Raw genomic sequence first — 12,188 nt, 5'->3', positions numbered from 1 at the left:
AGCACAAAATCTTAAAAACTGTGTCAAAATACTAAATTTATATATTTAATATTTAGCACATGGTTTATTCCCTGTGTCTAAAAAAAGCTTACATTTATTAGTTAAATGTTAAGGGGTATCATACAAGTTTATTTGATGAGTTTATAAATTTAATGAAATTTTAAGAGGACAAGGCCTCTTAAAAATTTAAATGTGCTCCCATTTACTTTCATCAAGTTCGCCTTCGGTTTTAGCAACCCAAATAGATGCCACAACATCTCCAACGACATTCATAGATGTTCTTCCCATGTCTAAAATAGCATCTATTCCTAAAATCATACCATAAGCAATTGCAACGTTTCCTTCAACTTTTAGACCAATTGATTCAAGTATTAAAAGAAGCATTATAGCTCCTGCTCCAGGAATTCCCGCTGTTCCAATAGCTGCTAATATAGAAGTAATAATAATAGTTATATAATGCCCCATACTTAGATCAATTCCACAAGCATTTGCTATAAAAAGTGAACAAATTCCAAGATAAACGGTAGTTCCATTCATATTTACAGTTGCTCCAACAGGTAAAACAAAGCTATAAACACCTTTTGGAACACCCATTTTATGTTCAGCTGTATCCATTGAAATAGGTAAAGTTGCGTTTGAACTTCTTGTAACAAAAGCTGTAAGCATAGGATCTTTTACTTTTTTTATGAAATCAACCGGATTTAATTTCATAATGAGGCAAATTCCACAATAAACTAAAATAACTTGAAGTGCAAGTCCTACATAAAGTGCTATTGTTACATTTGCAAGTGATGAGAAAGCTCCGGCTCCACTTTTATTAAACACAGTAAACATTAAGGCAAAAACACCAATTGGAGCATACTCCATAATCCATCTAACCATTTTAAACATTATTTCACTAACACCATCAAAAAAGTTAAAAACTGTATTTGCTGAGTTTTTTATTCTCTCATCATTGCTTTCTTTACAAAAGGCTAGGCCAACACCAAAGAATATACAAAAACAAATTATTGCCAAGACATCTGTATTTGCCATAGAACTTATTGGGTTTGTAGGAACTATGCTTAAAAATATCTCACTAATACTTGGTGCGGTCGCAGTTTTAGAAACAGCAACTGATGCATCGCTTAGATCAAGCCCGCTTCCAGGACGAAAAACAAAAGCACATGCTAAACCTATGACAATAGCAAAAAGAGTCGTTATAAAGTAAAAAAATACTGCTTTTCCACCAACTCTTCCAAGTTTTGATGGCTCAATTGAACTTGTTCCCATGATAAGAGAAGCTACAATAATTGGCACGATTATCATCTTTAAAAGTCTTATAAAAAGATCTCCAAATGGTGCAATTATGCTAAGTAAAGTTGTGTTTCCAAATAAAATCACTCCTTTTGGAACTATCATTCCGATAATAGAGCCAATTACTAAAGCTCCTAGTATTCTATATGCTAAGTTTGCTTTAAAATACCAGCCAAAAACTTTTTTCATTACTCACTCCTTTAAAATGAATTCATCGTTTCATTTTATCAAGTTTTATTTTTAAAATGGCTATAAAAATGATTTTTATTAGTTTTTATCCTTTAAAATGGAAAATTTGTTACAAATAAGCTTAATTTTATTTTAAAGTCAAAATTTCAATTGCTAATTCTTTAAGTTTTTTTGAATTTTTAATGACAAATTCTTTTAAATTTATCTGTAAATTTGAACAATCAAAGTTATTCTTAGAGCAAAATTTAGAAAAACTATCTTTGTTTATATCAAAATAAGAAAGTGTATCATCAACACTCTTATTAAAAGAAACTCGCAATACATCATTTAAAATTTTTCCTTTTTTTATCTTTTCTGGTTGTGGATAAAATAGATAAAAAACCGTGCAAACTATAACAAAAACAACACCAAAAATAACTCCTTTTTCTTTTGCAAAATAACTTTTAAAAGGCTTTAAATTTGCTATTGAATGTAAAAAAATACTTAAAATAAGTATTAATCCAACATATTCGTGTATTAAAATTAGGTTTTTTGTTTTGATACCATAAATATTAAGACCCCACTTAATCCAACTATTAAAAAACTCCACAAAGCAATTGGTGTTGCAAATTTTTGCTTTACTTTCATCTTAAATCTCCTTATAATTATAAGAATTTATAAAAGTTTAAGAAGAAAATGTTAAATTTTTGTGAAATTTTAAAAGTAGTTATTATTAATTTTGAAAAATTAAACACTGATAATAATTTATAAAATAGCTCTATCAATTCTGTTTGTTTCTGGAATTTAATAATTTTAAAGCCTAGTTTATATTTTTTTGGTAAAATCATAGCTTACAATTTTATTTTTAAGGAAAAAAATGGCAAAAGTTTGGAAATTTGGAGATAATATCGATACTGACATAATTATTGCTGCAAGATATTTAAACACATCAGATCCCAAAATTTTAGCAACACATGTAATGGAAGATAACGATAAAGATTTTTCTAAAAAAGTCAAAAACGGAGACATTATTGTTGCTGGGGAAAACTTTGGCTGTGGAAGTAGCAGAGAGCATGCTCCAATAGCTTTAAAAGCAGCTGGAATAGGTGCTATAATAGCCAAATCTTTTGCAAGAATTTTTTATAGAAATAGTTTTAATACAGGACTTTTGATACTTGAATGTAAAGAAAGTGATAAAATCGATGAAAATAATGAATTACAAATAGATATAAATAGTGGTGTGATTACAAATTTGACTAAAAACGAAAAGTATAAATTTGAACCAATTCCTGAATTTATGCAAGAGCTTTTAAAATCAGGTGGATTAATTAATTATGCAAAAGAAAATATTTTAAGGAAATAGAAAGTGAAAAAATATAATATTTGTATTATAAAAGGCGATGGGATAGGACCTGAAATAGTTGATGAGGCCATTAAGGTTTTAGATACGGTTTCTAGCAAATTTGAATTTGAGTTAAATTATGAACATGTTTTATTAGGCGGAGAAGCAATAGATGTTTTAGGAAGTCCAATACCTAATGAAACGCTTGAAGCTGCACTTAATTCAGATGCTGTATTACTTGGAGCAATTGGTGGACCTAAGTGGGATAATTTAGAAAGAAACCTTCGCCCAGAAAGTGGACTTTTAAAACTTAGAAAAGGTCTTGGGGCATTTGCAAATCTTCGTCCTGCTATAGTTTTTGATGAATTAGTTGATGCATCAACGATAAAACCTGATGTTTTAAAAGATGTTGACATGCTTGTTGTTAGAGAATTAACTGGTGGGCTTTATTTTGGACAACCAAGAAAAAAAGAAGAAAATAATGCATATAATACTATGGTTTATTCAAAGGAAGAGATTGAAAGAATTGCAGAAGTTGCTTTTGAAGCAGCTTTAAAAAGAGGCAAAAAAGTAACTTTAGTTGATAAAGCAAATGTTTTAGAAACAAGCCAACTTTGGCGTGAAGTAGTTGCTGATGTAGCAAAAAAATATGAAGATGTTAGGCTTGATTATATGTATGTAGATAATGCAGCTATGCAGCTTATAAAAGATCCAAAGCAATTCGATGTGCTTTTAACAGAAAATTTATTTGGTGATATTTTGAGTGATGAAGCAAGTATGATATGTGGCTCTATCGGACTACTTCCAAGTGCTAGTATTGGGGGCAAAGTTGGTATTTTTGAACCAATTCATGGAAGTGCACCAGATATTGCAAAGCAAGGAATCGCAAATCCTATCGCTACAATTTTAAGTGCTGCAATGATGTTGAAATATGCTTTTGGTGAGCATCAAGCAGCAAAAGCTATAGAAGAAGCTGTAAAAAAAGCTTTAAAAGATGGATATAGAACAAAAGATATTGCAAATTATGGAGCCAAAGAAGTTTGTACTACTGGCGATATGGGATCAATAATAAGTAATTACATAACAGATGATGAAAGATAATTTTACAAAAGCCTTAATTTACGAGTCTCAAGGACTTTTTTTAGATGCAAGCAGGATATATAAAGAGATTCTAAAAAATTATCCAGATGATGAGAGGGCAAAACTTTGCCTAAAAAGAGTTTTGGAAAAATTAAAAAATCCAATGTTGGAGCTTTTTTTAAGTACCGATGAAAAAGATAATGAAAAATTTAAAAGGTGGCTTGTGGATATATGAGAATAGAAGAAATCACTAAAAAAATAATTGAAGAGTTAAAAAATTCAAATCAACTAAATTTTGATGAAAATTCTGATGAGCTTGAGTATAAAAAAGATAAAAATAGTAAAGATTCTATGTATGGTACTGAAGAAAAAGAATATAATAATTTACAAAAAACAGAAGGATATAGCGAACTTTTAAAAGAACAAGAAGAGATAAATTCAGTAAATATTTTAAGCCAAGAGGAATTCTTATTAAAAATAAAAGAGCGAATTTTAGTCTTATTTGATGGACTTAACAGCTTTGATAGAGGCGATATTGAAGCAAGAGTTGAGTTGAGCTTGAAATTTATGGAGTTTTTACTTGCAAATATCGATAAACGAATTAGCGATATCAAAAAACAGTGATTTTATAAAAATTAAAGAATTATTTTCAAAACACACTAAAAGAGCATATTTTGTAGGTGGTTTTGTAAGAGATTATTTTTTAGGCCTTAATTCTTTTGATATTGATATAGAAATTTATGATATAAGTGAGCAAGACTTTGAAATTTTAATGAATAAGCTTGGTGCAAGTGGTGTTGGAAAAAGTTTTTTTGTTTATAAATATAAAAATTTTGATTTATCACTGCCTAGAACCGAAAATAAGGTAAACTACGGACATTGTGGCTTTGAAGTTAAAATTTGCAATAATGAACAAATAGCTGCAAAAAGACGCGATTTTACTATTAATTCTATTATGATTAATATCTTTAGTGGTGAAGTATTAGATTTTTATGATGGAATTAATGATTTAAAAAACAAAATTTTAAAAGTTGTTGATAAAAATACCTTTTGTGAAGATAGTTTAAGAGTGTTAAGAGCTGTTCAGTTTGTCGCAAGATTTGATTTAAAGGTTGAAAATAAAAGTTTAAATTTAATGAAAAAAATAAGTTTAGATGATCTTAGTGGTGACAGAATTCAAAATGAACTTATCAAGCTTTTTAAAGCAGAACATCAAAACGTTGGATTAAAGCTTATTTATGAGCTTAATATTTTTGAGTTTTTATTTTTGTCTAAAATTTCAAAAAATAATCTTGAAATTTTGTCTAAAAAGCTAGAAAATGGTTCAAAATTTATTAAAAATGAGATGTATTTTCTCTATATTCTTTTGAATTTTTTAAACCTAAACAAAGAAAAAGTTCTAAAAAGATTAAACTTAGGTACTAAATTTAAAAAAATTTTAAATGAACCATATTTAGAAAATCCAAGTTTAAAAGATTTGCTTATGATATCGCTTAAGATGCCTTTAAAAAAATGGCTAGGACTTGATAGTTTTGACCTAATACAAAAAGCTAAAAAATTAGATATTTATGATAATGTTTTTAAAACAAAAATAAAAGCACAAGATATAATAAATGCTGGTTTTAAAAATGAAGAAATAGGTCAAAAACTTAAAAAAAAGCAAGAAGAAGAGGTGGATAATTTTTTAATTAATCTAACTAAAATGGCTTAATTTTAGAGTTTCAAAGCATAAATTTATCCAAATTTATGTAGAATAACACCTTTATTTTAATGAGGAATTATATGAAAAAGTATATTTTAAAAATTTATAGCGAAGATGAAAAAGGACTAATTTATAGAATTTCAGATGTTATTTTTAAATTTGGTTTAAATATAGCTAAAAACCACGAATTTGTAGATCATGAAGTTAATAAGTTTTTTTATAGGGCTGAAATTCACACTGATGAAGATATTGATAGGTGTGCTTTAACTGGACTTTTAAGTGCGGTGCTTGGTTCAAAAGCTCACATAGAGCTAATAGAAGCAAAGAAAAAAAATATTGTTATTATGGCTACGAAAGAAACCCATTGTCTTGGTGATTTATTAATAAAAAATTACAGCAAAGAAATTAATGCAAATATTTTATCTGTTATTGCAAACTATGATGATTTAAGAGATTTGGTTGAAAAATTTGGTATAAAATTTCACTGTGTTGAGGCCGGAGATTTAGATCGATTAGAGCATGAAAAAAAGGTATTAGAGGTATTAAAAGAGTATGATATTGACTATATAGTTTTAGCAAAATATATGAGAATTTTATCACCAAATTTTGTAAATGCATACAAAAAGAAAATCATAAACATTCACCACTCATTTTTACCTGCATTTATAGGTGCAAATCCATACAAACAGGCATTTGAAAGAGGTGTTAAGATAGTTGGAGCAACAGCTCATTTTGTAAATAATGATCTTGATGAAGGGCCAATTATTACTCAAGATATAATTAGAGTAAATCATGAAATGAATTGGAAGGAGATGAGAGTTGCTGGTAGAAATGTGGAAAAAAATGTTCTTGCAAGCGCGTTAGAACTTGTATTCGATGATAGAGTTTTTGTTTATAATAATAAAACAGTGATTTTTTAATGTTTAATATTGTTTTAGTTAATCCTCAAATACCACAAAATACAGGTGCAATTGGAAGACTTTGTATAAATGCTAATTTAAATTTGCACATTATAAAACCAACAGTTTTTAGTCTTGAAGAAAAAGCTGTAAGAAGAGCTGGGCTAGATTATTGGAAGAAGCTTGATCCTATTATTTGGGATAGCTTAGATGAGTTTTTAAAATTTTATGAGGATAAATTTAATAAATTTTATTTTGCTACTACAAAAGCTAAAAAAAAATATTTTGACGTTAAATTTGAAGATGAGGATTTTATACTTTTTGGAGCCGAAAGTACAGGTCTTCCTATGTGGCTTATGGAAAGAAATTGGCAAAATGCAATAACAATTCCAATGGGAAAAAATGGAAGAAGTTTGAATCTAGCAATGAGCGTTGGAATAATTGCTTACGAGGCAATTAGGCAAAATTTTAGTGAGATTAGCTTATGAGGTTATTTTTAACTTTAATTTTTAGTTTTTATTTTTTAGTTGCTGGTGAGCTTAAAATCGCTACTTTTAATGTTGAAAATTTATTTGACGCAACTATTCAAGGAACAGAATATAGTGATTTTAAAACAAATTGGAATAATGCTAAATTTAGAGTAAAACTTAAAAATATTTCAAACATTATAAAGGATGTAAATGCCGATATTATCGCTCTTCAAGAGATTGAGAATAAAAGTGTTTTAAACGAACTTGCTAAAGAGTCTGGATATAAGTATATTTTGTTTTCAAAAGATTTAAAAGCCCCAGTTGGAGTTGGAATAATGTCAAAAATTCCTTTCTATAACACAACTGTGAAAAAAATAACAGAAGTTAAAACAAGGGATATTTTAAAGGCTGATTTTTTATTTGAGGGCCATAAATTTAGTGTTTTTACAACTCACTTGCTAACATTTAAAAATGGCGAATATAAAAGAAAAATAAATGCAAAAGCCTTAGAAAATTTCACTAAAAATACTAAAAATGCTATTGTTTTAGGGGATTTTAATACGGAATTTAAACCAAATTCATTAGTTGCAGAAATATCTAAAAACAATGATTTGATAAATTTATGGAGCACATTTTTTTCTAAAAAGAGCTCGCATATTAGCGGGCGAGCGATTGATCACATTTTGCTTAGTAAAAGTTTTTTTAAAGATTCAAATTTAATTTATAAAAAAAATAGCTTTAATGTTTTTAATAATTCAAAATATTTTAATAGAAATTTAAATGTTTCAGACCATTATCCTTTGTTTTTTACTATCGTTACAAACTCTAAATACAAAACTCCAAATTTTATAAGCGATGTAAAAAAAATTGATGATTTTTATGAAAAAGATGACGTTTTATTTCCTTTAACGCTAAAAAACTTAGCTGTTGTTTATAAAGATAAATTTGGCTTTAGTTTGGCTGATGAAAACAAAAGAGGTGTTTATTTTTTTAGTAGAAAAAACAACATAGAGCTCTCTGATTTAGCAGAAGTTAAAATTTACAGCACCAATTATCATAATGGTAATTTTCAGGTTGATAAATTTGAGATAAAGAAACTAGGAAAAGTTAGAAATTTGACTGATTTTATGCTTGATAATCCAATAAATTCAAGACATGGCGATGTATTAAAAAGCATAAACGGTGATGTTTTCAATGGCTATATAAACACAAAATTTGGTAAATTTAAAATTCATAGTTTTAATAAAAAAATCAATAATGGTAAAAATCAGACCTTTGAGAATGTTTTTGTGACAAATTTTAAAGGCAGTAAGGAGCTTATTGTAAAATGATAAATTTTATTATAACTACATTATTTATACTTTTTGTGGTATATTTAATAGTTGGTATGAACAAACAAATTTTAGATAAAAATAATAAAGATAGGAAAAAAGATGAGATTATTGATTGAAATTGGAGTTGAAGAACTCCCGGCAATTCCTTTTTTAAAGGAGTATAAAAACATTTTACCAAAATGGCAAAAAGTATTAGAAAAATATGAAATAAAGGCTGATTTTAGTTTTGATTTTACTCCTAGAAGAATGGTTTTAGATAGTAGTAATTTTCCAAATAAACAAGATGACAAAGTTGTGGAACAAATCGGTGCTCCAAAAAGAATAGCTATAAAAGACGGCATTTGGAGTAAAGCCGCAGTTAGTTTTGCTAAAAAATGTGGTATAGATGAAGATAAACTTGGATTTAAAAAAATAGGCAATGATGAGTTTTTATACTATGAGTACACTCAAAAAGGAAAAGATGTAAAAGAAATTTTATCTGATATGATAAATGACTTTTTAAAAGAGCTCCATTTTGGAAAAGAGATGAGATGGGGTAATGGAGAGTTTGAGTTCATAAGACCTATTAGATCGTTAATGGTTTGTTTGAATAATGAAAATGTTGAAATGGAAATTTATGGTGTGAAATCAAAACTTGCTTTTTATCCACATAGGAGTTTTGGCTATGATTTAGTTGAGTTTAAATCAGCTGATGAATATTACGAAAAACTTGCAAAAAATGGCATTATTTTAAATTCCAAAAAAAGAGAAGAAAAAATACTAAACGAGTTTAAAAATCTAGAAAAAACAAATTCATTTGAGATAGAAAAAGATAGAGATTTGTTAAATGAAGTAATAGCCATAACCGAACATCCAACTGCTTTAAAAGGGGAGTTTGATAAGGAGTTTTTAAATGTTCCAGATGAAGTTATAATAACATCAATGAAAGAAAATCAAAGATATTTCCCAGTTTTTAATAATGGCAAACTAACTAACAATTTTGTGTTTGTAAGTAATGCTGTTTGCGATGATGACTCTCTTATTGTTAATGGAAATGAAAGAGTTTTAAAAGCTAGACTTAGCGATGCGATGTTTTTTTGGCAAAGCGATCTCAAAAACGGTCTAAATCCGGATAGTTTAAAAAATGTTTTATATATAAAAGAACTAGGCTCGATTTATGATAAGGAGTTAAGAGAGATAAAAATTGCTCTAAATTTGGCAAAACTTTATAAAAACGAGCTTGAAAAAGAAGTTGGAAAAGAGTATGAAAAACTTTTAGAAAGAGCAATTATTTTAAGCAAGGCTGATCTTACAACTTTGATGGTAGATGAGTTTGGTGAGCTTCAAGGAATTATGGGAAGTTATTATGCAAAAGCAATGGGAGAAAATGAAAATATTGTAAGAGCTATAAAAGAGCAATATTTACCAGATGGTGAAAAAAGTAAGTTACCAAGCTCTATTTTTAGTAGTATTGTTGCGCTTAGCTTTAAGCTCGATTCATTAATGGGGCTTTTTTCAGTTGGAAAAATTCCAAGCGGAACAAAAGACCCGTACGCTTTAAGAAGAGCTGCAAATGGAATAATAAAGATAGTTTTAAACAAAAATTTAAATTTTAATTTAAATAAAATTTTAGAAGAGATTTCTCCAAACTATACTAAATTTGACATTCAAATTTTACAAGATTTTATTTTTGATAGATTAAACACTGTTTATGATGTAAATACTTCTATTATAAATGCTTGTTTAAAAATTGGTGAAAGTGACATAAAAAAGCTAAATAATTCAATTTTAGCTCTTGATGAAATAAGCAAAAAAGAAAGCTTTAAAGAAAATTTTTCTACATTTAAAAGACTTGCAAATATCATAAAAGATGAAGAAATTAAAAAAGTTGATGATAGCTTAATCTCACAAAATGCCGAAAAGGAATTAAATAATGCATTTAACTCTTTAAAACTTGATTTAAAAGATAGTAAAAGTTATTTAAATGAGCTTTTTGGATTAAAAGAAAAAATAGATAAATTTTTCGATGAGATTATGATAAATGTTGATGATGAAAGCTTAAAAGCAAATCGAATTGCAATAATAGGTCAAATTTATAATTCATTTTTAAAAGTAGCCGATATAAAAGAGATAAGTTTTTAAAATATATTTTGCCAAGCAGTTTAAAACATGCTTGGCTTTTTGTCTAAAGTGTTTTGTAAAAATTAAGTAGGAAATTAATCCTACCTTTTTAAGTTTTATTTAACGATAAATTTATCAATATCGCATCTAAATTTTTCTCTATCATTTGCTAAATATACATTAAGAGCGTGTTTAAGCATCTTTGTATATTTTGAATCTCTTGGTGAGCCATTTAAAATATCTTGGTAGTCATAAATTCTTTCATAATAATCATTTGTAGCTTGATCGTCTATAACAATTCTTCCAAAATCTAAACTTGCTCCAAAATAAACACCACTTGTTTTACCGGTTTTTACTATATAAGCTGAAACTTCAGGTAAATCAGTAGTTCTTCCTGCCATACTTCCCTCTCCGATAGTTCCACCTGCATTTAAACCAAGTAAATCTTGTCCTTTAAAGATATCCCTAAAAGATTTGCTTGTTTGGAAAAGTAGTATCATATCAGCTGATTCTATTCCTACTTGTGGACCTGCTCCAAAACTTGAGTATGTTATCATAATTGGTGGTGTCCAGTTTCCATTTAAATCTCTCATAGAAAATACACCTTTTCCTCTTTGAGTTGAAGCAATAGCACCTGTTCTAGTTACATCAGGGATAATTGCAACAGCTTTGACGTTTTCTAGATATTTTTCAGAAACTGTGTTGTTGTTATCACAACCAAAAGATTTTACAACATTAGCAGCAGCATAAACCTGCTCGTTTTGAAAAACATCTGCACTAAGACTTAAGCAAAATGCAAAAGCAAAAACTAATAATTTTTTCATATCCTACATCCTTTTGAAATAAAGTTTTATGTTATTATAACAATAAAATTTTATTTTGTCTTTAAATAGATGAGAATTTAACATAAATTTAATAAAAATGGAGCAAAAATGAAGAAAATCATTATTTTACTAGCTATTTTGCTAGGTTTAAATGCAAATGAGATTATAAATGGAGAAACTGAAATTCTAAAAGTTGATAGCAAGTTTGCAGGAGAACTTTTTATAAATGATAAAAAAAGCATTTGGCTTGACAATCCTGTTAAAAAAGGTGAAAAAATAGCTTTTGTTAGTTCAAATTATAGAAATAAAAATGATATTATTGTTAAACATATATTTAATAACGACGAACAAATTATAAAATTTAAACTTATTGAGGGTAGTTATAAAAAAGAAAATATAACTGTTTCAAGCAGCAAAGCAAATCCAAATAAAGAAAATTTAAAACGCATTAAAAAAGAAAGCAAAGAGGCTTATTCTATTTATAGAACAAAAACAGATAAACTTTTATTTAATTCCAAATTTGAACTTCCTATAAATTCAGTCATTACATCAAATTTTGGCAATGCAAGGGTTTTTAATGGAAATTTAAAAAGCTACCATTCAGGGACTGATTTTAGAGCTAGCGTTGGAACTCCTATAAAAGCTGCTAATGATGGGGTTGTAATGATAGCAAAAGAGAGATTTTATGCTGGAAATTCGGTTGTGATTAATCACGGTGGCGGAATTTATTCACAATATTATCATTTAAGTAAAATTAATGTAGAGGTTGGAAATTTAGTTAAAAAAGGTGAAGTTATCGGACTTAGTGGTGCAACGGGAAGAGTAAGTGGACCTCATCTTCATTTTGGAATAATGGTAAATGCAAATAGCGTTGAGCCTTTAAAATTTATAGAGGCTGTTAATTACGCGCTTTTTGATGAATGATATAAAAATAAAATCTGTAAAAAATAAATTAACATTTACTTTACAAATT

14 protein-coding genes are annotated in these 12,188 nt (G+C 27.9%); 11 read left to right on the top strand and 3 right to left on the bottom strand.

Going from position 1 to position 12,188, the window contains the following annotated elements:
- Window positions 1-186: 186 nt before the first annotated feature.
- On the bottom strand, window positions 187-1,485 hold the full coding sequence (locus O6B72_RS01930) for a dicarboxylate/amino acid:cation symporter (RefSeq protein ID WP_101636809.1): 1,299 nt from the start codon (window positions 1,483-1,485) through the stop codon (window positions 187-189).
- 127 nt (window positions 1,486-1,612) lie between these two features.
- Window positions 1,613-2,074, bottom strand: a complete 462-nt coding sequence (locus tag O6B72_RS01925) for a hypothetical protein (protein ID WP_269492043.1) — start codon at window positions 2,072-2,074, stop codon at window positions 1,613-1,615.
- A gap of 267 nt (window positions 2,075-2,341) precedes the next feature.
- Here O6B72_RS01925 and O6B72_RS01920 point away from each other — a divergent pair, with 267 nt between their 5' ends.
- The 10 genes from O6B72_RS01920 to glyS all read left to right on the top strand — a co-directional run bounded on the left by O6B72_RS01920 (window position 2,342) and on the right by glyS (window position 10,412).
- Window positions 2,342-2,827: a 3-isopropylmalate dehydratase small subunit gene (locus tag O6B72_RS01920; RefSeq protein WP_101636808.1), complete on the top strand. Its 486-nt coding sequence runs from the start codon at window positions 2,342-2,344 to the stop codon at window positions 2,825-2,827.
- A gap of 3 nt (window positions 2,828-2,830) precedes the next feature.
- Window positions 2,831-3,907 carry a 3-isopropylmalate dehydrogenase gene (gene leuB, locus O6B72_RS01915; RefSeq protein ID WP_258298854.1) on the top strand — a complete coding sequence of 359 codons (1,077 nt, stop codon included), beginning with the start codon at window positions 2,831-2,833 and terminating at the stop codon, window positions 3,905-3,907.
- Window positions 3,894-4,121: a hypothetical protein gene (locus tag O6B72_RS01910; RefSeq protein ID WP_257876484.1), complete on the top strand. Its 228-nt coding sequence runs from the start codon at window positions 3,894-3,896 to the stop codon at window positions 4,119-4,121. Before leuB ends, O6B72_RS01910 begins: the two co-directional genes overlap by 14 nt.
- Window positions 4,118-4,510: a CiaD-like domain-containing protein gene (locus tag O6B72_RS01905; RefSeq protein ID WP_101636805.1), complete on the top strand. Its 393-nt coding sequence runs from the start codon at window positions 4,118-4,120 to the stop codon at window positions 4,508-4,510. The genes O6B72_RS01910 and O6B72_RS01905 overlap by 4 nt, the downstream gene beginning before the upstream one ends.
- Window positions 4,467-5,597, top strand: coding sequence for a tRNA nucleotidyltransferase/poly(A) polymerase family protein (locus O6B72_RS01900; RefSeq protein ID WP_269492042.1), 1,131 nt, complete (start codon window positions 4,467-4,469; stop codon window positions 5,595-5,597). Before O6B72_RS01905 ends, O6B72_RS01900 begins: the two co-directional genes overlap by 44 nt.
- Window positions 5,598-5,668: 71 nt before the next feature.
- Window positions 5,669-6,508, top strand: coding sequence for a formyltetrahydrofolate deformylase (gene purU / locus O6B72_RS01895; RefSeq protein ID WP_101636803.1), 840 nt, complete (start codon window positions 5,669-5,671; stop codon window positions 6,506-6,508).
- Window positions 6,508-6,975 (top strand): tRNA (cytidine(34)-2'-O)-methyltransferase, encoded by a 468-nt coding sequence (locus tag O6B72_RS01890; RefSeq protein WP_269492041.1) that lies wholly within the window; start codon window positions 6,508-6,510, stop codon window positions 6,973-6,975. The genes purU and O6B72_RS01890 overlap by 1 nt, the downstream gene beginning before the upstream one ends.
- Window positions 6,972-8,288 (top strand): endonuclease/exonuclease/phosphatase family protein, encoded by a 1,317-nt coding sequence (locus O6B72_RS01885; protein WP_269492040.1) that lies wholly within the window; start codon window positions 6,972-6,974, stop codon window positions 8,286-8,288. The genes O6B72_RS01890 and O6B72_RS01885 overlap by 4 nt, the downstream gene beginning before the upstream one ends.
- A complete protein-coding gene (locus tag O6B72_RS01880) occupies window positions 8,285-8,407 on the top strand; it encodes a hypothetical protein (RefSeq protein ID WP_016647240.1) in 123 nt (40 codons plus the stop codon). The genes O6B72_RS01885 and O6B72_RS01880 overlap by 4 nt, the downstream gene beginning before the upstream one ends.
- A complete protein-coding gene (gene glyS, locus O6B72_RS01875; protein WP_269492039.1) occupies window positions 8,391-10,412 on the top strand; it encodes a glycine--tRNA ligase subunit beta in 2,022 nt (673 codons plus the stop codon). Before O6B72_RS01880 ends, glyS begins: the two co-directional genes overlap by 17 nt.
- A gap of 95 nt (window positions 10,413-10,507) precedes the next feature.
- Here glyS and O6B72_RS01870 read toward each other — a convergent pair whose 3' ends face one another.
- Window positions 10,508-11,215 carry a lipid-binding SYLF domain-containing protein gene (locus tag O6B72_RS01870; protein ID WP_244078636.1) on the bottom strand — a complete coding sequence of 236 codons (708 nt, stop codon included), beginning with the start codon at window positions 11,213-11,215 and terminating at the stop codon, window positions 10,508-10,510.
- Window positions 11,216-11,323: 108 nt separating this feature from the next.
- Here O6B72_RS01870 and pgp3 point away from each other — a divergent pair, with 108 nt between their 5' ends.
- Complete coding sequence (gene pgp3 / locus O6B72_RS01865; protein WP_269489720.1) at window positions 11,324-12,139, top strand: peptidoglycan metallopeptidase Pgp3; 816 nt, start codon at window positions 11,324-11,326, stop codon at window positions 12,137-12,139.
- The last annotated feature ends 49 nt before the right edge of the window (window positions 12,140-12,188 follow it).

The organism is Campylobacter ureolyticus, assembly GCF_027277485.1.
Classification (GTDB): domain Bacteria; phylum Campylobacterota; class Campylobacteria; order Campylobacterales; family Campylobacteraceae; genus Campylobacter_B; species Campylobacter_B ureolyticus_B.
Note: the sequence above shows the minus strand (reverse complement) of the source record. Positions and strands in the feature narration are given on the sequence as shown.

Excerpts from the sequence above, each read along its gene's own strand:
- O6B72_RS01885 (WP_269492040.1), top strand. The coding sequence starts at position 6,972 with ATGAGGTTATTTTTAACTTTAATTTTTAGTTTTTATTTTTTAGTTGCT.
- purU (WP_101636803.1), top strand. The coding sequence starts at position 5,669 with ATGAAAAAGTATATTTTAAAAATTTATAGCGAAGATGAAAAAGGACTA.
- O6B72_RS01870 (WP_244078636.1), bottom strand. The coding sequence starts at position 11,215 with ATGAAAAAATTATTAGTTTTTGCTTTTGCATTTTGCTTAAGTCTTAGT.
- O6B72_RS01930 (WP_101636809.1), bottom strand. The coding sequence starts at position 1,485 with ATGAAAAAAGTTTTTGGCTGGTATTTTAAAGCAAACTTAGCATATAGA.
- glyS (WP_269492039.1), top strand. The coding sequence starts at position 8,391 with ATGAGATTATTGATTGAAATTGGAGTTGAAGAACTCCCGGCAATTCCT.
- O6B72_RS01905 (WP_101636805.1), top strand. The coding sequence starts at position 4,118 with ATGAGAATAGAAGAAATCACTAAAAAAATAATTGAAGAGTTAAAAAAT.
- O6B72_RS01890 (WP_269492041.1), top strand. The coding sequence starts at position 6,508 with ATGTTTAATATTGTTTTAGTTAATCCTCAAATACCACAAAATACAGGT.
- pgp3 (WP_269489720.1), top strand. The coding sequence starts at position 11,324 with ATGAAGAAAATCATTATTTTACTAGCTATTTTGCTAGGTTTAAATGCA.
- O6B72_RS01880 (WP_016647240.1), top strand. The coding sequence starts at position 8,285 with ATGATAAATTTTATTATAACTACATTATTTATACTTTTTGTGGTATAT.
- O6B72_RS01920 (WP_101636808.1), top strand. The coding sequence starts at position 2,342 with ATGGCAAAAGTTTGGAAATTTGGAGATAATATCGATACTGACATAATT.
- O6B72_RS01910 (WP_257876484.1), top strand. The coding sequence starts at position 3,894 with ATGATGAAAGATAATTTTACAAAAGCCTTAATTTACGAGTCTCAAGGA.